Below are 18,759 nucleotides of genomic sequence, written 5' to 3' on the forward strand. Positions count from 1 at the left end.
GGTTCATCCGTACTTGTCAGCGTTACGTAACCACCTGTAGTAACTGATACGTGACAACGCGTACCGGCCTGATCGCCGCTGCGGTCACCGGCCTGGCCACGGTGCTGGCCGAGTCGCAGACCCGGTGCGGCCGGGCGGCGGACACCACGCAGGCGCAGGCCGAGAACGCGCTGCTGGCCGGATGGGACGGGGTCGCCCACGGCTACGAGAGCGCGTCCGGGCACCTCTCGGAAGTGCTCTCCCACCTGTCGGATCTGGAGGAGCGGCTGACCCACGCGGTGGAGGTGCTCGACCGGGTGCACGACGACCTGTCGGCCCCCGAGGTCTCCGGGCACCTGGGCGCCGTCATCGCGGAACTCGGCGAGGAGCATCTCGACAACGCCGCCCTGGCCGCCGACAAGGCGCTCCGGCACCTGGAGACCGTCGAGGCCGGCTGGCTCGTCGGTGTCGCGCAGGACCTGGCCCGCGACCTCCAGGAGTCGGGCGAAGCGCTGATGACGATCCGGGACGACCTCGCCGAGGAGATCGGAGCGGCCGACGCCCTCGGCCCCACCGACACCGAAATGACGCCCCGTGTCGAGGAACTGCGCCGCCAGGGCCACGGCCCCCAACGACACGGGCCCCAGGTCACCGATCAGCAGCTGACCGACCGGGTGCTGTGGTGGATCGACCCGATGACCGGCACCACGGTGGACGGGGACACGGGCGGCCAGCACCGGTGCGCCAAGGTGGCCACGAAGGTTGCCTCCGAGGCCTCCTATGTGGCGGCCGAGGCGTTCATCCGCAGCAGCCGAGCCTTCGACCAGGCCCGGCGCCAGGCCGAAGCCGGACACGAGAGCATGATGAAAGTCGTTGTCCCCCTGCCCGACATCTATGGACCGGGCTACCGCGAACGGATTCGGGGAGTGCAGCGCAACGGCTCCCGCACGCATCCCACCGGTGACCCGGCAGGCACCCGGCCGCCCACGGAGGTCGACTTCACCGACGGTAGAATGATCGCGGTCTACACGCGGCGACCCGGCGGGAAGTTCCGGCTGAAAACGATGTTTCCTGACCCCCGAGGGGCTGTTTGAGCATGCTGGACGCCGACGTCACGGGGTTCCTCCGGTATTCGAGCACGTACATGCATGTCAATGCCCTGGGGAGGGACTACGAGGAGACGTTCATCAGGGATCTCACCCGCGTGCCGCCGACCCCCGAGCACCAGAGTTTCCGGCGCGGCTTCGCCAAGGCCCGGCTGGGGCAGCTGTCCCCCGAGGCGTACGAACGGGAGACCGGCTGGTATTTCGACGACGACGCCGAGTTCCACACCCATCTGGCCCGGCTCTGGCAGAAGTTCTACGGCGATGCCGACCCCCGCGACAGCCTGACCGGATAGCTATTTCGGCTGATCCCCGTCCCACCGGGCCGGGTCGGCGTACCAGTCCCGGTCGGCGATGCCCTCGGTGTCGGCGCGGGAGACCGACGGACGAGCGCGCTTGGGTTCGCCGGGCATCTTCGGGTAGTCGGGCGGGAAGGGGAGTTCGCCCAGGCCCCGATCGAGGTCGTCCTGCCACAACGCCAGTGCGGGAGCGATGTCCCCCGGGGCCGAGTGCAGGTCTTCCCAGGGGTCGCCCCGATCCGCCAGCAGCTGCGGAACCGTGCGCACAGTCAGGGTTCTCGGGTCGACCTCAGGCAGCTCGTCCCAGGTCAGCGGGGTGGAGACGGGGGCGTGGGGCAGGGGACGCGGACTGTAGGCGCCGGCCATCGTGCGGTCGCGGGTGCACTGGTTGAAGTCGACGAAGACCCTCTCGCCGCGCTCCTCCTTCCACCAGGCCATCGTCACCCGGTCGGGGTCGCGACGTTCCAGCTCCCGGCCGATACCGATGGCCGCGTGCCGCACGTCGAGGAACTCGTGGTCGGGGGTGATGGGGACGAAGACGTGCACGCCGCGGTTGCCCGAGCTCTTCGCATACCCGGTGAGGCCGAGCTCTTTCAGCAGGTCACGCAGCTTCAGCGCGGCCCGCACGGCGTCGTCGTAGTCGCGGCCGGGCTGCGGGTCGAGGTCGAGGCGCAGCTCGTCGGGGTTGTCGGCGTTCCCCGACCGCACCGGCCACGGATGAAAGGTCAGCGTGTTCATCTGGACCGCCCAGACCGCGGTGGCCACCTCGTCCACCACCAACTGCGGATGACTGCGCCCGCTCGGGTAGGTCACCGTGACCGAACGGGCGTAGGCGGGCACCCCGCGGGGCGGGTTCTTCGAGTAAAAGCGTTCCCCGTCAACACCTTCCGGGAAACGCTCGAGCGAGACCGGCCGGTCGCCCAGCGCCCGCACCAGCGCCGGGCCGACCGCCACGACGTACTCGGCCAAGTCCTTCTTGGTGAGCCCCACATCGGGGTAGAGCAGCCGGCCAGGACTGGACAGGCGCACCGACCGGGCACCCTCCGGACCTTCGACCTCGATCTGCACCGCTGCGCTCTTGGCGGCCATCACTCAACCCTCCCCAACTTGACGCAGGATCCGTGGCGCCCGTGCTCCCGAAGGCGAGAGGACGTCCTCAAGCCGGAAACTCACGGGCCGCTCGAGCTGGCCGTACCCGCAACTGCCCGGTTCGCGATCGGTGCGCCAGCGCCGGAACTGCGCGGTGTGGCGGAACCGGTCGCCCTCCATCTGGTCGTAGGCCACCTCGACCACCAAGGAGGGACGCAGGGGCACGAAGGAGAGATCCTTCGTCGAGTTCCAGCGGGACACGTTGCCGGGCATGCGCTGATGCTCGTGGGCCTGGGCCTCCGCCCACTGGCCCCACGGGTGCTGCCCCAGCTCTTCCACGGCCATCCGGTAGGGCTCGAGTTCCTCGACCAGCTCGGCGCGCCGGATCATCGGGAACGACGCCGCGACGCCGACGTGCTGCAGCGAGCCGTCCTCGCGGTACAGGCCCAGCAACAGCGAGCCGACGACCGGGCCGCTCTTGTGCCAGCGGAAACCGGCCACCACGCAGTCGGCGGTGCGGGCGTGCTTGACCTTGAACATGGCCCGCTTGTCAGGCAGGTAGGGCCCGTCCAGCGGCTTGGCGACCACCCCGTCCAGACCGGCGCCCTCGAACATGCCGAACCACTCCTGCGCGGTGGCCAGGTCGCCGGTGGCGGGCGTGCAGTGGATCGGGGCCCGGGCGGCGGACAGGGCCTCGACCAGACGCGCCCGGCGCTCCGAGAACGGTTGCCCCATCAGGTTCTCGTCGCCCAGAGCGAGCAGGTCGAACGCGATGAACGAGGCCGGGGTCTGCTCGGACAGCAACTTGATGCGACTGGCCGCGGGATGGATGCGCTGCTGGAGCACCTCGAACTGCAGACGGTCGTCGACGACGGTGACGATCTCGCCGTCGATCACGCAGCGTTCGGGAAGGTTCTCCCGCAGTGCCTCGACGAGCTCCGGGAAGTACCGGGTCATCGGTTTCTCGTTGCGGCTGCCCAGCTCGACCTCGTCACCGTCCCGGAACACGACGGTACGAAATCCGTCCCATTTCGGCTCGACGTGGCCGACGTCGGGAATCTCCGGCACCGACTTGGCCAACATCGGTTTGACCGGCGGCATCACGGGCAGATCCATGCCGCCATCGTGTCATCGCGGGGGCTCGCGGTGGGGAAAGAACAGGCAATGTCGCCGCACGCGAGGCCGAACGCGTCTGCAAGCGGGCGCCCGCTGTGGTCTGCTTGGACACATGTCCGATCCGCAAACCGCGCGGCCGAAAGACGTCGGCCTCCCCGAACACGTACTGGCCTGCCTCTTCGATCTGGACGGGGTGCTCACCGACACGGCGTCGGTGCACGCCTCCGCCTGGAAGAAGATGTTCGACTCGTATCTCGCCGAGCGCGCCCAGCGCCTCGGCGAAGCGTTCGTCCCGTTCGAGATCGCCACCGACTACGTGAAATACGTGGACGGTAAGCGCCGGCAGGACGGCACCCGCAGTTTCCTGGCGTCCCGCGGCATCACCCTGCCGGAGGGTGACGCGGCCGACTCGCCAGAAACCGAGTCGGTCAATGGTCTCGGCACCCGGAAGAACAATCTGGTGCACGAGATGATCGCCAAAGACGGTGTGACCATCTTCGACGGCACGTTCCGCTACCTGGAGGCCGCGCAGGCCGCCGGGCTGCGCATCGCCGTCGTCTCCAGCAGCGCCAACACCGCCGAGGTGCTGCGCGTGACCGGCCTGGAGAAGTTCGTCGAGGCCCGGGTCGACGCCCAGGCCGCGATCGCCGCCGGCCTGAACGGCAAGCCCGCTCCCGACACCTTCATCGAGGGCGCCCGGCTGCTCGGCGTCGAGCCGAACCAGGCCGCGGTCTTCGAAGACGCCATCGCCGGTGTCGAAGCCGGACGATCCGGGCACTTCGGCATCGTCATCGGGGTCGACCGGGTCGGCCACGCCGCCGCACTGTCCCAGCATGGGGCTGATGTGGTGGTTACCGATCTCGCTCAGCTGATAGATAACCGCGCATGAACCGTCGAGCGGCATTCACAGTCGAGCCCTGGTGCATCCGGGAGACCGAGCTCCACCTGGAAGACCTCGGTTCCACCGAGTCGGTGTTCGCCCTGTCCAACGGGCACATCGGCATTCGCGGCAACCTGGACGAGGGCGAACCGCACGGCCTCCCGGGCACCTACCTGAACTCGGTGTACGAACGAAGGCCCCTGCCCCACGCGGAGGCCGGTTACGGCTACCCCGAGTCCGGCCAGACGATCATCAACGTCACCAACGGCAAGCTGATCCGCCTGCTGGTCGACGACGAGCCCTTCGACCTGCGCTACGGCCACCTGGACAAGCACGAGCGGGTGCTCGACATGCGCGCGGGCACGCTCAAGCGCGAGGTCGAGTGGCGTTCGCCCGCCGACCAGTCGGTGCGGGTCACGAGCACCCGGATGGTGTCGTTCACCCACCGCTCGGTGATGGCGATCGCCTACGAGGTCGAGCCACTGCACGAGACCGCCCGCGTGGTGCTGCAGTCCGAGCTGGTCGCGAACGAGCAGATGCCCGAGGGCGGTTCGGTCGACCCCCGGGTGGCCGCGGCGATGCACAATCCGCTGCAGGCCCTGGAGCACGACTGCAACGGCAACCGCATCACCCTGGTCCACGAGACCCGGCAGAGCGGGCGCCGCGTGGCGGCCGCCGCCGAGCACGTCATCGAGGTGCCCGAGGGCGTCAAGGTGTCCACCAACTGGGGCGTGCGGCCCGACTGGGGCCGGCTCACCGTCACGGCCACGCTGAAGCCCGGCCAGAAGCTGCGGCTGATCAAGTTCGTCAGCTACGGCTGGAGCTCGCAGCGTTCCCTGCCGGCCCTGCGTGATCAGGTGGCGGCCGGCCTGACCGGGGCCATCCACACCGGCTGGGACGATCTCCTGGACGAGCAGCGGCAGTACCTGGACGAGTTCTGGGCCCGCGCCGACGTCGAGGTGGACGGCGACGAGGAACTGCAGCAGGCCGTGCGTTTCGCGTTGTTCCACATCTTCCAGGCGGGAGCCCGGGCGGAGCAGAGGCCGCTCCCGGCGAAGGGCCTGACCGGCCCCGGGTACGACGGTCACTGCTTCTGGGACACCGAGACCTTCGTACTGCCGGTGCTCATCCACACCGCACCCCGGGCAGCGGCAGATGCCCTGCGCTGGCGGCACAGCACTCTGCAGAAGGCCAAGGACCGCGCGGCCACGCTGGGCCTGAAGGGCGCGTCGTTCCCGTGGCGCACCATCAACGGTGACGAGTGCTCCGGCTATTGGCCGGCCGGCACGGCGGCGTTCCACATCAACGCCGACATCGCCGACGCCGTGATCCGCTATCACGACGCCACCGAGGACGACGAGTTCGACCGCGAGATCGGCCTGCCCCTGCTGGTCGAGACCGCCCGGCTGTGGCGCTCCTACGGCGCTTTCGACCGGGACGGCTGGTTCCGCATCGACGGGGTCACCGGGCCGGACGAGTACAGCGCGATCACCGACAACAACGTGTACACCAACCTGATGGCGCAGCGGAACCTCCGGGCCGCGGCCACGGCTGCCTCCAACTACACCGACGAGGCAGCCGTTCTCGAGGTGGACGCGGAGGAGATCAGCGCCTGGCGGCAGTGCGCCGACTCGATGTTCATCCCGTTCGACGAGAAGCTCGGCGTGCACCCGCAGGCCGAGGGCTTCACCCGTCACGCGGTGATGGACTTCGAATCGCTGACCGAGGAGGACTACCCCCTCCTGCTCACGATGCCGTACGTGCAGCTGTACCGGCAGCAGGTGGTCAAACAGGCCGACCTGGTGCTGGCCATGCAGTTGCGCGGCGACGCGTTCACCCCGGAGCAGAAGGCCGCGAACTTCGCGTACTACGAGAAGCTCACGGTCCGCGACTCGTCGTTGTCGGCCTGCACGCAGTCGGTGATGGCGGCGGAGGTCGGGCACCTGGGCCTGGCCTACGACTACACCATCGAGAACGCGCTCACCGACCTGCACGACCTGCACAGCAACACGATGAACGGCCTGCACATCGCCTCACTGGCCGGCACGTGGATGTCCCTGGTCGCCGGGTTCGGCGGAATGCGCGACACAACAGGCACTCTCGCCTTCGCGCCGCGTCTTCCGGAGGGCCTGGACCGGCTCGCCTTCACCATCACCCACAAGGGCCTGCGCCTGCGGGTGGAGACCGACGGCAAGCAGGTGACCTACCTGCTCACCGAGCACGAGCGCAACCCCGCCGACGAGCTCGAGATCCTGCACCACGGTGAGCTGGTCACGCTGAAGATCGGCGACCCGGTCAGCCTGGCGGTGCCGCCCACCCCGACGCACCCCCGGCCGACCCAGCCCTTCGGCCGGGAGCCCATGCGCCGCAACTAGTCCCAGGGTCCCAGGCAACAAAGGCAATAACTAAGGACGCCCACCCGCCCCGATCGGGGCGGGTGGGCGTCCCCAGTTTGGTTGCCCCCAAACCCGTTCGTGATCATGCAAAACCTCCCCAGAGTTCTAGAACTCTCGTCATCACAGTTCTAGAACGCCGGGGAGGTTTTGCATGATCACGGAGGATTTTTGAGGGCTTCAGCCGGCCGTGATGCGGTCGATGATCAGCGGGCGGTGCGCCGGGCGGTTGCCCTCCGGGGCGATCTGGTAGCCGCCCTCCAGGGCCTCGATCGCCTGGTCGAACCGCTCGGGGGTGTCGGTGTGCAGGGTGAAAAGGGGCTCACCGGCGCGCACCTCGCCACCGGGCTTGACGTGCATCTCGACTCCGGCGCCGGCCTGCACCGGGTCTTCCTTGCGGGAACGGCCCGCGCCCAGACGCCACGCGCTGACGCCGACGGCCATCGCGTCGAGGCTCACCAGCACGCCGCCGGCGGGGGCGAGCACCTGGTGCGTGTGCTGCGCGACCGGCAGCGGGGCATCGACGTCGCCACCCTGCGCCGCGATCATCCGGCGCCACGAGTCCATCGCCCGGCCGTCTTTCAAGGCCTTCTCCGGGTCACCGGAAAGGCCTGCGGTCTCGAGCATTTCCTGGGCCAGCGCCAGAGTCAGCTCGACCACGTCGGGCGGACCGCCGCCGGCCAGCACCTCCAGCGACTCGCGCACCTCCAGCGCGTTGCCCGCGGTCAGGCCCAGCGGCGTGGACATGTCGGTCAGCAGCGCCACGGTGTTCACCCCCGCGTCCGCCCCCAGCCGCACCATCGTCTCGGCCAGAAGACGGGCCTGCTCCTCGCTCTTCATGAACGCGCCACTGCCGACCTTCACGTCGAGCACCAGCGCCCCGGTGCCCTCGGCGATCTTCTTGCTCATGATCGACGAGGCGATCAGCGGCACCGCCTCGACGGTTCCGGTGACATCGCGCAGGGCGTACATCTTGCGGTCGGCCGGAGCCAGGCCCTCACCCGCGGCACAGATGACCCCGCCCACCTCGTCGAGCTGGCGGGCCATCTCGGCATTGCTCAGCCGGGCCCGCCAGCCCGGAATCGACTCCAGCTTGTCCAGCGTGCCCCCGGTGTGACCGAGCCCGCGCCCCGACAGCTGCGGCACCGCCGCGCCGAGCGCCGCGACCAGCGGGGTCAGGGGCAGCGTGATCTTGTCGCCCACGCCCCCGGTGGAGTGCTTGTCGGTGGTCGGGCGGGACAGGCCGCTGAAGTCGAGGCGCTCCCCCGAGGCGATCATCGCGGCGGTCCACCGGGAGATCTCCTCCGGCAGCATGCCGTTCAGCAGGATGGCCATCAGCAACGCGGACATCTGCTCGTCGGCCACCACCCCGCGGGTGTAGGCGCCGACCACCCAGTCGATCTGTGCGTCGCTCAGTCGGTTGCGGTCACGTTTGGCGGCGATCACGTCGACGGCGGCGAAAGGTTCGGTCATGGTCGCGAGGTTAACGAAGGGACGTGTGGGACGGCAGGGCGAGTCCCGTTCTGCCCTTCTGCCCGCCGCGTAGCCCGGCGCATGACCCCCTAAACCAATCGTGATCATGCAAAACCTCCCCGGGGAGGTTTTGCATGATCACGGAGAAGGGGTCAGGTGTGCGTCGGGCCCGTCGCGCGGGACAGATCGCTCGGCCCGAACGCGTCCGGCAGCACCTGCGTCATCGGGACGATGCCGTGGCTGGTCTCGACCAGCAGTTCCGGACCACCGAATTCGTAGAGCAGCTGACGGCAGCGCCCACAGGGCATGAGCGACTCACCGTCGGGGCCGACGCAGGTGAAGGCCACGAGACGGCCTCCGCCCGTAGCGTTGAGCGAGGACACCAGCCCGCACTCGGCGCACAGACCCACACCGTACGAGGCGTTCTCGACGTTGCAGCCGGTCACGATGCGACCGTCGTCGACCAGGGCCGCCGCGCCCACCGGGAACCCGGAGTAGGGCGCGTAGGCCTTCTCCTTGATCAGGCGGGCCGCGGCCCGCAGGGCGGTCCAGTCGATCTGTTCCGGCCCGGCGTCACCGGCCACCCGACCCGGGTAGAAGTCCGGGTCCGCGGCGGCCGCCTGCGACTGTTCCGTCATGCGGTTACTTCCCCTCCGGCCGGTAGACCAGCCCGTCGGCCTTCGGCATGCGCAGCCGCTGGGCCGAGAGGGCGAGCACCAGCAGCGTGGTGACGTACGGCGTCATCGTGGTGATCGGGCCGGGCAGCTCGTCGCTGTTCAGGTACCAGACCAGCGACAGCACGGCGAAGACCAGGCCGACCGCGGCGGTGACCCACTTGCGGCGGTACAGGTTGAGCGCCGTGACGACCAGCAGCAGGGCGAAGACCACGAGCAGCAGGGCGTGCACGGCGACCGCGTTGCGCAGCTGCATGGCGTCGGTGTAGCCGAAGAGGCCCGCACCCATCATCAGGCCGCCCGGACGCCAGTTGCCGAAGATCATCGCGGCGAGACCGATGTAACCCCGGCCACCGGTCTGGCCCTCGCGGTAGATGCCGGAGGCGACGATGGCCAGGAAGCCACCAGCCAGACCGGCCAGGCCGCCGGAGACCGCGACGGCGATGTACTTGTACAGCCGCACCTTGACGCCGAGGGACTCCGCGGCGTGCGGGTCCTCGCCGACCGAGCGCAGGCGCAGGCCGAACGGGGTCTGCCAGAGGATCACGTAGCTGGCGATCACCAGCAGCACGGCGAGCACGGTCAGGATCGAGACGTTCGTCAGCAGGCCCCGCAGGATGCCGGCGATGTCGGAGATCAGGAACCAGTGGTGCTTCTCCAGCGGCTCGAGCACCCCGTCCAGGCCGGGGACCGAGGGACGCGGCAGCGCGGAGATCGGCGGGGACTGGGTCTCGCCACCGCCCGGGCTGTCGGCCAGCAGCTCACCGGCCAGGTACTGGGTGACGCCCAGGCCGAGGATGTTGATCGCGACACCGGACACCACGTGGTCGACACCGAAGGTCACGGTGGCCACGGCGTGCACCAGACCACCGATCAGGCCGAACAGCACGGCCGTCAGCAGACCCGCCCAGGGGCCGTGCTGCCAGCCGATCCAGCCGGCGCCGAAGGTGCCGAGGATCATCATGCCCTCGAGACCGATGTTGACCACGCCGGCCCGCTCGGACCACAGGCCGCCGAGACCGGCCAGGCCGATCGGCACGGCCAGGGTGAGGGCGGCGCTCACGGTGCCGGCCGAGGTCAGGTCGTTGGCGTCGGTGAGGACCCGGATCAGGCTCAGCACGGCCAGCGCGACCAGAGCGTAGAGGGCCAGGCGCAGCGGCTGGCTCAGGCGCGTGGCCCTCTCCGGGGCCGGAGCGGCGGGCGGGGTGGTCGTTTCCAGCGTGGTGCTCATGCCTGCGCTCCCTGCGGCGTCTTGTCGTTACCGGCGGCGGGCGCGGGCGGTTCGCTCAGACGGCGGCCGACCTCACGCTGCTGGGCGACGATCCGGTAGCGACGGACCAGTTCGTAGGCGATGACGACGGACAGCACGATCACGCCCTGGGTGATCATGACGATCTCCTTCGGCACGCCCTCCAGGTCGAGGATCTGCGAGGAGTTGTCCAGGAACCCGAACAGCAGGGCCCCGATCGCCACGCCGAGGGCGGTGTTGCGGCCCAGCAGCGCGATCGCGATGCCGGTGAAGCCGATACCGGCCGGGAAGTCGAGCGAGTAGGTGTACGACGAGCCGAGCAGCTGCGGCATGCCGACCAGACCGGCGATACCGCCGGAGACGGCCATGCTGATCAGGATCATCCGCTTCACGTTGACGCCGCTGGCGACCGCGGCCTCCTCGTTACGGCCGGCCGCGCGCAGGTCGAACCCGAACCGGCTGTGCTCGATCACGAACCAGTAGAGGAAACCGACGATCACGGCGAGGACGATCAGGCCGTAGACCTTCAGCGGGGAGTCCGGCACCAGGCCGATGCCCGGTACCTGGCCGCTGGCCGGGATCGGCTTGGTGCCGATGTTGTTCGAGCCCTCGGCCTGCACCGCGAGCTTGTCGGTGGTGAGCAGGAAGGCGATCAGCGCGGTGGTGATCGAGTTCAGCATGATCGTCGAGATCACCTCGCTGACCCCGCGGTACACCTTGAGCAGACCCGCGACGGCGGCCCAGAGCCCGCCGACCAGCACGGCCACCAGCAGGATCAGGCCGACGTGCAGGATCGGGGGCAGGCTGACCGCGCCACCGACCGCGGCGGCGAGCATGGCCGCCAGCCGGTACTGACCGTCGACGCCGATGTTGAACAGGTTCATCCGGAACCCGAAGGCGACGGCCAGCGCGGCGAAGTAGTAGGTGACCGAGCCGTTGATGATCATCGCCGTGGTACGCGGTTCCTTGGCGTACTCGATCATCTGCTTGAACGTGTCGAACGGATCGTTCCCGGCGGCGGCCAGGACGGCCGAGGTGATCGCCAGGGACAGGATGATCGCCAGCGCCGGTGCGGCCAGGGACAGGCCGACGCGGCGGACGGTGTCCGCATTCATGCTCTTCACGCAGCCTCACCGGCCCCGGTCATCGCGGAGCCGAGTTGTTCGGGGGTGACGGTCGAGGGGTCGACCTCGGCGACGAGCTCGCCGCGCAGGATCACGGTCAGGCTGTCGGACAGGCCGATCAGCTCGTCCAGGTCGGCGCTGATCAGCAGCACGGCCAGGCCCTCGGCCCGGGCGGTGCGCAGCAGGTCCCAGATGGCCGTCTGCGCGCCGATGTCGACGCCGCGGGTGGGGTGGGCCGCGATCAGCAGCTTGGGGTTGCCGCTCATCTCGCGACCGACGATCAGCTTCTGCTGGTTACCGCCGGACAGGGAGTTCGCCAGCACGTCGATGGACGGGGTGCGCACGTCGTACTCGCGCACGATCCGCTCGGTGTCGGTGCGGGCACCGGCCCGGTCGACGAGCGGTCCACGGACGTTGGGCTTGCGGCTCTGGTGGCCGAGGATCCGGTTCTCCCAGAGCGGGGCGTCGAGGATCAGGCCGTGACGGTGCCGGTCCTCGGGGATGTACCCGCAGCCGGCCTCCCGGCGGCGACGGGTGGACCACGAGGTGATGTCGTCGCCGGTCAGCTTGATCGTGCCGCTGTCGACCGAGCGCATGCCCATGATCGACTCGACCAGCTCGGCCTGCCCGTTGCCCTCGACCCCGGCCAGGCCCAGCACCTCACCGGCGTGGATGGTCAGGGTGACGTCGCGCAGCAGGTGCCGGGCGCCGTCGATGAGATTGATGCCGGACAGCTCGAGGACGGGGCGGTCGGTGACCGTCGAGTCGCTGGTCTGCGGGGAGGGCAGTTCGCTGCCGACCATCAGCTCGGCGAGCTCGCGGGAGCTGACCGTCTTCGGGTCGGCGGTGGCGACGGTGGTGCCACGGCGCATGACGGTGATGTCGTCGGCGACCGAGCGGACCTCGTCCAGCTTGTGCGAGATGAAGATGATCGAGAGCCCCTGGCCCTTCAGCACCGCCAGGGCCTCGAACAGCGCGTCGACCTCCTGCGGCACCAGCACGGCCGTGGGCTCGTCGAGCACCAGGATGCGCGCACCGCGGTAGAGCACCTTGATGATCTCGACCCGCTGCCGGTCGCCGACACCGAGGCGCTCGACCATCTCGTCCGGGTCGACCTCGAGGCCGTACTGCTTGCCGATCTCGCGGATCTTCGTGCGGGCGGCGGCGCGGTTCAGGCCGAAGCCTCCCCAGCGCCGGGGCTCGGCCCCGAGCACCACGTTCTCCAGAACGGTCAGGTTGTCAGCCAGCATGAAGTGCTGGTGCACCATGCCCACACCGCGCGCGATCGCGTCGGCCGGGCTGTGCAGGACGACCTGCTCGCCGTTCAGCGTGATCGTGCCCTCGTCCGGCTTGTGCATGCCGTACAGGGTCTTCATCAGCGTGGACTTGCCGGCGCCGTTCTCGCCCACCACGGCGTGCACCGTGCCGGGCCGGACCCGCAGGTTCACGTCATGGTTGGCGACCACGCCGGGGAACCGTTTGGTGATCCCCGACAGTTCGACCGCGGGGACGGTGGCTGCCGCGCCAGTCTCGCTCTGCGCGGCACCTTCCGACTCGGGCATCAACGGAACACCTCTTCACCCACTGCTGGACATCCGTTTCCGGGGGGACAACTGGACCGCCGCCCCTCCCCGCAGAATCGGGGCGGGACGGCGGCCAGGGTAATGCGTCAGATCTGATCGATCAGCGTCACGGGGTGGCGGACACCTTGATGTCGCCGCTGATGATCTGCTTCTTGAGCTCGTCCGCCTTGGCCTCGTAGTCCTTGACCGCGTCGTTCGAGGTCGAGTACGCGATGCCCTCGTCGGACAGGTCGAACTCCTGCTTGCCGGTGAGCACCTTGCCGTCGACGGCGGACTTGATGAAGTCGTAGACCGACGTGTCGACGCGCTTGAGCATCGAGGTCAGGATGTAGTCCTTCACCGCGGAGTCGGCGGTCAGGTACTGGTCGGAGTCGACACCGATGGCCCAGTTGCCCTTGCCGGCCGCGGCGATGGCCTTGAACACGCCGGAGCCGGAGCCGCCGGCGGCGGCGTAGATGACGTCCGCACCGGCGTCGATCATGCCCTGCGCGGTGGTCTCACCCTTGTCGGGGGCGTTGAAGCCCGCGAAGTCCGGCGGCTGGGTCAGGTACTTGACCTGGACCTTGATGTCCTTGTTCACGGACTCGGCGCCCTGCTTGAAGCCGGCCTCGAACTTCTGGATCAGCGGGGTGTTCACGCCACCGACGAAGCCGACGTTGCCACTCTTGGAGGCCTCGGCCGCAATCGCGCCGACCAGGAACGAGCCCTGCTCCTCGGCGAAGACCAGCGAGGTCACGTTGCTGACCTTCTCCAGGCTGGAGTCGTCGATGATGCCGAACTGGACGTCCGGGAATTCCTTCGCGACCTTGCCCAGCGACGTGGCGTAGGCGAAGCCGACCGCGATCACCGGGTTGTAGCCGCCCTGCGCGAGCAGGCGCAGACGCTCTTCACGGGCCGAGTCGGTCTCGTTGGCGCTGGCCTCGAGCTCCTTGACATCGATCCCGAACTCGGACTTGGCCTTGTCCAGGCCGACACCGGCGGAGTCGTTGAACGACTGGTCGCCACGGCCGCCGACGTCGTAGGCCAGACCGACCTTGACGTCGGACTTGGCGGAACCGGTGTCACCGGCGTCGCTCGAGCCGTCGGAGCTCCCGCCGCCACAGGCGGCGAGGGCGAAGGTCGCGGCGGCAGCCACCGCAACCAGCTTGGTCACCCGGAGCACAGGTGCCTCCTCTTGAATCACAGCTTTGGACGAACCAGGGGTATCCAGGACATGACGTCCAGGACAACTGCCCCGGTCCCGGCCCTGACCGGGCCGGTATCAGGGGCGACCATAGCTGTTATTCAGGGCGCGATCTGACCCGGAGACATTCGGTGGCCGAACCGTGACCGTTGAAATCTGTTCGTCATTCGCCCTGCCCACCGGAGGACTCACCGCCCCGGGCCCGGAACTCGCCAATATCAGATCGAACCTGGTCAGGAGGGGCAAGCTCGCATTGATTGCCCTCGCGGACCTACGCTCCGAACAAATCCCGCACCGCGGTCGCGGCCAGGAAGGTCGCGGCGATCGTGACCGCCCGTTCGTCCACGTCGAAGTCGGGCCGGTGGAGGTCGAAGGTCGTGCCGCCCGGCGTGCGGGTGCCGAGCCGGACCATCGCGCCGGGCACCTTCTCCAGGATCCAGGCGAAGTCTTCTCCACCCAGGCTCTGCGGGGTCAGCTGGAGCGCCTCGGCCCCCAGCTCGGCCTTGATGCTGGCCTCGGCGATCGCCACGGCCTCGGCGTCGTTGACCGTGGGCGGCACCCCGCGCTGGTAGCTGACCTCGGCCTTGACCCCGTAGGGCTGAACGATCGAGTGGATGGTCTCGGTGATGACCGCGCTGGCGACGGTCCAGACCTGGCTGTCCAGGCAGCGGAACGTGCCGGCCACCTCACCGGCGCTGGGGATCGCGTTCATCGCCACGCCCGCGTTGATGCGGCCCCAGACCATGCTCGCCCCGGACCGCGGGTCGAGCCGGCGGGAGAGGGCGGCGGGAACCCCGGTGACGACCGCGGCGAGCGCGAAGATCACGTCTTCGGTGAGGTGCGGGCGGGACGTGTGCCCGCCGTGACCGGTGAGGGTGACGCTGACGTGGTCGGCGGCCGCGGTGATCGCGCCGACCCGGGAGCCGATGTGGCCGACGTCGGTGTGCGGGTCGCAGTGCAGGCCGTAGGCCCGGGTCACGTCGTCGAGAAGCCCCTCGCCGAGCACCTTCAGGGCGCCGCCGGGCATCTTCTCCTCGGCGGGCTGGAAGATCAGCCGCACCCGGCCGGGCAGCGGCGTGCGCTCGTGCAGGTCGGCGAGCGCCAGCGCGGCCCCGAGCAGACCGGTGGTGTGCACGTCGTGGCCGCAGGCGTGGGTGGCGCCCTCGTGGGTGGACGCCCAGGGGCGCCCGCAGCTGTCGATCATCGGCAGCGCGTCGAGGTCGGCGCGCAGTACAACGGTGCGCCGGCCGGTGCCGATGTCGCACCAGAGGCCGGTGCCGCTGTGCAGCCGCCGGGGTTCGAGGCCGGCCTTCGCCAGCCGGTCGAACACCAGCCCGGTAGTGCGGAACTCCTGAAATCCGAGTTCCGGATGCGCATGGATGTCACGCCGGACGTCGATCAGCTCGTCGGCGTACGCCGCTACCAGGGAAGCAACCTCGGGAATGTTCACGATCAGGCGAGCATAGACCTGCGTGGTGTGATCCCCGGCACCCGAATGGTTGACCAACAAGTATTTAACAAACCGTTCTCAGCAGTGCGCTGCACAAAGTCAGCCCCGGCCCGAAAGACATGGCCACGAGCGGCTCCCCGGCTCTGAGCAGGCGCTGTCGCCGGATCGCGCCCAGCACCATCAGCACGGTGGGCGAGGAGCAGTTGCCGTACTCGTCCAGAACGGCCCGGCTTTCGGCGACCTGATCGTCGCCGAGCCGTAACCGTTCGGCGACGACATCGACGATCCGGCGCCCGCCGGGATGGACGGCCCACCCGGCCACCTCGTCCACCGTGTGGCCGAATCCGGAGACCAGACCGGTCATGGCGTCCTCCACCTGACCGGCCAGCACGTCCGGAACCTGGGGCGACAGGCCCATCCGGAAACCGTGGGCGGTGACGTCCCAGGTCATCAGTTCCTCGGTGCCGGGGATCGTGACGGCGGTGGTGTGCAGCAGTTCCAGGCCGACCGGGGCGTCGGGCTCGATCACCAGGGCGGCCGCGGCATCGGCGAACAGCGCGTGCGACACCACGGTCTGGAGGTCGGAGGGGTCGTCGGACTTCTGCATGTGCAGGGTCGGCAGTTCGACGCACAGCAGCAGCGCGGGCAGGCCCTGGGCCCGCACGAAGTCGGCCGCGGCCTGGAGCCCGGGTACGGCTGCGTAACACCCCATGTGGCCCACCAGCAGCCGGCGGGTGTCCAAGCCCAGGCCCAGTTGCTCGGCGATCCGGATGTCCAGCCCGGGGGTGGCGTAGCCGGTGCAGGAAACCACGACGAAGAGCCCGATTTGGGACGGGTCCAGCCTTGCCTCGGCGAGCGCGGCCGCGGCGGCGGCACTCCCGAGGGCCTGGCCCTCGGTGACGTAGCGGCGCATCCGGTCACCGGTGCTCCAGCCGCTGACGTCGGTCTCGCGGGGGTCGACGGCCGCGTGCCGGGTGGTGATGCCGGCCCGCAGGAAGATCTGCCGGGCGACCCGGTTGCCACCCAACCGAGGTGAGAAGACGTCGTCCCACAATTCGTTCTGCGCGATCGGCTGCGGAACTGCCTGGCTCTGGCCGGTGATCACGGCGCGGTGCCCCAGAAGGCCTCTCACACGGACTCCTTGATCGCGGTCGCCTGGTAGACCGTGGCCACCGAACGGGTCGGCAGCATGGTCACGTCGTCGCGGCGGCGGGTCAGCCAGGCGAGGTACTCCCCCACCGCCGGGCGCAGACCGGTCGGTGGTCGCAGTCGCACACCGTGCCGGGCCAGCAGTTCGCCGAGCCGCTCGGGCGGGACCAGCAGGTCCGGGTCGTGGATGCCGGGCGGCGGGCCCCCGGGCAGGCGCTCGGCGATGCGCACCAGGGCGACCCGGCACAGGAGGGTGTCGTTCAGGGTGTCGACGACGAGTGTGCCGCCGGGTGCCAGCACGCGGCTGATCTCGGCCACGGCGGCCGGCAGGTCGGTGAGGTGCTCGAGCACCTCACCGGCCACCACGCACTCGAACGTGTGGTCGGCGAACGGCAGCCGGGTGGCGTCCGCGGCCAGGACCCGTACCCCGCGCACCCGGGCCTGGCGCAGCGACAGCAACGACAGGTCGATGCCGGTGTGCGCCCAGCCCGACAGCCGGCCGGTGAGGTGCGGTTGCAGCAGCCCGGCCCCGCAGGCGATGTCGAGCAGGGGCGCGCCCTCGCGGGGCGGGTCGGGGATCAGGCCGGCCCGGGAGCGCGCCAGCCAGTGCAGGGCCGCGAACCTTCCGTGCGGACGCCACCACTCGTCGGTGAGGTCGTCGTACTGCGCCGGATCGTTGCGGGCCCTGCGTGACGACATGTCGCTCCCAGGAGTTGGCCAACTCCCGTATTAGCTCATATCAGCGCAGGTCGTGCCGCCCGAGTTGGGTCAGGGTCTCGACGACCTTCTTGACGTCCTGCGCCCATTCGCGCGTGGTGACGAGCACGGCGGAGGGGGTGTCGATGACCACGACGTCTTTCAGGCCCAGCACCGCGACGAGCCGTTCCCCGGCCGGCACCGCGATGCCGGAGGAGTCCACGTCGAGCACCTGGGCGGCGTCGCCCACGACCTTGAGCGCGGCGTCGCCCGGCAGCAGGGCGGCCAGCGAGGCCCAGTCGCCGATGTCGTCCCAGCCCAGGGCGGCGGGCACCACGGCGACCCGGCCGGCCTCGGCCGCGGGCTCGGCGATGGCGTAGTCGATCGCGACCTTCTCCAGCTGCGGCCAGAGCTCGTCGACCACGGCCTGGCGCTCGTCGGTGTCCCAGACCGCGGCGATGCGGCGCACGCCCGCGTACAGCTCCGGGCGGTTGCGCTCCAGCTCGGCCAGCAGCACGTCGGCGCGGGCCACGAACATGCCCGCGTTCCAGCGGTACCCGCCCTCCTCGAGGTAGAGGGCGGCGGTGTCGGCGTCGGGCTTCTCGACGAACCGCTCCACCCGGTGGGCCGACGACGCGCCCTCCAGGCCGAGGGCCTCGCCGACCTTGATGTAGCCGAACGCGGTGGACGCGTGGTCGGGCTCGATGCCCAGGGTGACGATCTCGCCGTGCCGGGCGGCGGCCACCGCGTCGGCCACCGCGGCCTCGAAGCCAGGGGCGTTGCGGATCACGTGGTCGGCCGCGAACGAACCGACCACGGCGTCGGGGTCACGCTGCACGATGACGGCAGCGGCGAGGCAGATCGCGGCGGCGGAGTCACGCGGCGTCGGCTCGGTCAGCAGGTTGGCCGCGAGCAGGCCGGGCAGCTGCTCGATGACCGCCTCGGCGTGCGCGGTACCGGTGACCACGGCGACCCCACCCGCCCCGGCGAGCGGTACGAGCCGGTCCCAGGTCTGCTGCAACAGGGTGCGGCCCGAGCCGGTGAGGTCGAGCAGGAACTTGGGCCGGGCCTGGCGGGACAGCGGCCACAACCGGGTGCCGGCCCCACCAGCAGGCACGATGGCCCAGAACCCGGGCAGGGCAGCAGACGATTCAGGTGCTAGCTCAGTCACCCGCCCCACCGTAGGGCCCCGGGCAACCTCCCTGTACCGAACTCAGCGGAATAGACCCCGGATGAGCCAGACCTCACCCGGTAGCCAGCCAACCCCTCGCCGGTCGCTGTTCACCTGCGACACCACCGCCGCTTCCCTGACGCTCACC

The 18,759-nt window shown here is 69.7% G+C and carries 16 protein-coding genes; 4 read left to right on the forward strand and 12 right to left on the reverse strand.

Annotation, left to right across the window (positions count from 1 at the left end; all coding sequences use genetic code 11):
• Positions 1-50 precede the first annotated feature (50 nt).
• Together LR393_RS07095 and LR393_RS07100 are read left to right on the forward strand one after the other, a co-directional pair.
• The gene (locus LR393_RS07095; protein WP_231482514.1) at positions 51-1,073 is read left to right on the forward strand and encodes a hypothetical protein; all 1,023 of its coding nucleotides are present in this window, start codon (positions 51-53) and stop codon (positions 1,071-1,073) included.
• A gap of 2 nt (positions 1,074-1,075) precedes the next feature.
• Entirely contained in the window at positions 1,076-1,378 is a 303-nt protein-coding gene (locus LR393_RS07100) for a hypothetical protein (protein WP_231482515.1), read from the forward strand.
• Here LR393_RS07100 and ligD read toward each other — a convergent pair whose 3' ends face one another.
• Entirely contained in the window at positions 1,379-2,470 is a 1,092-nt protein-coding gene (gene ligD, locus LR393_RS07105; protein ID WP_231482516.1) for a non-homologous end-joining DNA ligase, read from the reverse strand.
• 3 nt (positions 2,471-2,473) lie between these two features.
• Positions 2,474-3,586 (reverse strand): ATP-dependent DNA ligase, encoded by a 1,113-nt coding sequence (locus LR393_RS07110; protein WP_231482517.1) that lies wholly within the window; start codon positions 3,584-3,586, stop codon positions 2,474-2,476.
• Between the two features lie 112 nt (positions 3,587-3,698).
• Between LR393_RS07110 and LR393_RS07115 the strand changes: the two genes are divergently transcribed.
• Together LR393_RS07115 and LR393_RS07120 are read left to right on the forward strand one after the other, a co-directional pair.
• A complete protein-coding gene (locus tag LR393_RS07115; protein WP_231482518.1) occupies positions 3,699-4,475 on the forward strand; it encodes a beta-phosphoglucomutase family hydrolase in 777 nt (258 codons plus the stop codon).
• Positions 4,472-6,841: a glycoside hydrolase family 65 protein gene (locus tag LR393_RS07120; RefSeq protein ID WP_231482520.1), complete on the forward strand. Its 2,370-nt coding sequence runs from the start codon at positions 4,472-4,474 to the stop codon at positions 6,839-6,841. The genes LR393_RS07115 and LR393_RS07120 overlap by 4 nt, the downstream gene beginning before the upstream one ends.
• 198 nt (positions 6,842-7,039) lie before the next feature.
• Here the strand turns inward: LR393_RS07120 and LR393_RS07125 are convergent, their stop codons facing one another.
• The 10 genes from LR393_RS07125 to LR393_RS07170 form a co-directional block, all read right to left on the reverse strand.
• Positions 7,040-8,332 carry a thymidine phosphorylase gene (locus LR393_RS07125; RefSeq protein WP_231482521.1) on the reverse strand — a complete coding sequence of 431 codons (1,293 nt, stop codon included), beginning with the start codon at positions 8,330-8,332 and terminating at the stop codon, positions 7,040-7,042.
• 152 nt (positions 8,333-8,484) lie between these two features.
• Positions 8,485-8,970 carry a cytidine deaminase gene (locus LR393_RS07130; protein WP_231482522.1) on the reverse strand — a complete coding sequence of 162 codons (486 nt, stop codon included), beginning with the start codon at positions 8,968-8,970 and terminating at the stop codon, positions 8,485-8,487.
• Between the two features lie 4 nt (positions 8,971-8,974).
• Complete coding sequence (locus LR393_RS07135; protein WP_231482523.1) at positions 8,975-10,237, reverse strand: ABC transporter permease; 1,263 nt, start codon at positions 10,235-10,237, stop codon at positions 8,975-8,977.
• On the reverse strand, positions 10,234-11,370 hold the full coding sequence (locus tag LR393_RS07140) for an ABC transporter permease (RefSeq protein WP_231482905.1): 1,137 nt from the start codon (positions 11,368-11,370) through the stop codon (positions 10,234-10,236). The genes LR393_RS07135 and LR393_RS07140 overlap by 4 nt, the downstream gene beginning before the upstream one ends.
• A gap of 5 nt (positions 11,371-11,375) precedes the next feature.
• Positions 11,376-12,941, reverse strand: coding sequence for an ABC transporter ATP-binding protein (locus LR393_RS07145; RefSeq protein ID WP_231482524.1), 1,566 nt, complete (start codon positions 12,939-12,941; stop codon positions 11,376-11,378).
• Positions 12,942-13,068: 127 nt separating this feature from the next.
• Entirely contained in the window at positions 13,069-14,124 is a 1,056-nt protein-coding gene (locus LR393_RS07150) for a BMP family lipoprotein (protein WP_231482525.1), read from the reverse strand.
• Between the two features lie 292 nt (positions 14,125-14,416).
• Complete coding sequence (locus LR393_RS07155) at positions 14,417-15,595, reverse strand: amidohydrolase (protein WP_231482526.1); 1,179 nt, start codon at positions 15,593-15,595, stop codon at positions 14,417-14,419.
• 64 nt (positions 15,596-15,659) lie between these two features.
• Positions 15,660-16,727, reverse strand: a complete 1,068-nt coding sequence (locus LR393_RS07160) for a type III polyketide synthase (protein ID WP_231482527.1) — start codon at positions 16,725-16,727, stop codon at positions 15,660-15,662.
• Positions 16,724-17,443 (reverse strand): methyltransferase domain-containing protein, encoded by a 720-nt coding sequence (locus LR393_RS07165; RefSeq protein ID WP_231482529.1) that lies wholly within the window; start codon positions 17,441-17,443, stop codon positions 16,724-16,726. Before LR393_RS07165 ends, LR393_RS07160 begins: the two co-directional genes overlap by 4 nt.
• A gap of 40 nt (positions 17,444-17,483) precedes the next feature.
• Positions 17,484-18,611 (reverse strand): mannose-1-phosphate guanylyltransferase, encoded by a 1,128-nt coding sequence (locus tag LR393_RS07170; protein WP_231482533.1) that lies wholly within the window; start codon positions 18,609-18,611, stop codon positions 17,484-17,486.
• Positions 18,612-18,759 lie beyond the last annotated feature (148 nt).

Origin of the sequence: Kineosporia mesophila, assembly GCF_021129235.1 — a bacterium.
In the GTDB taxonomy this organism is placed as follows: Bacteria; Actinomycetota; Actinomycetes; order Actinomycetales; family Kineosporiaceae; genus Kineosporia; species Kineosporia mesophila.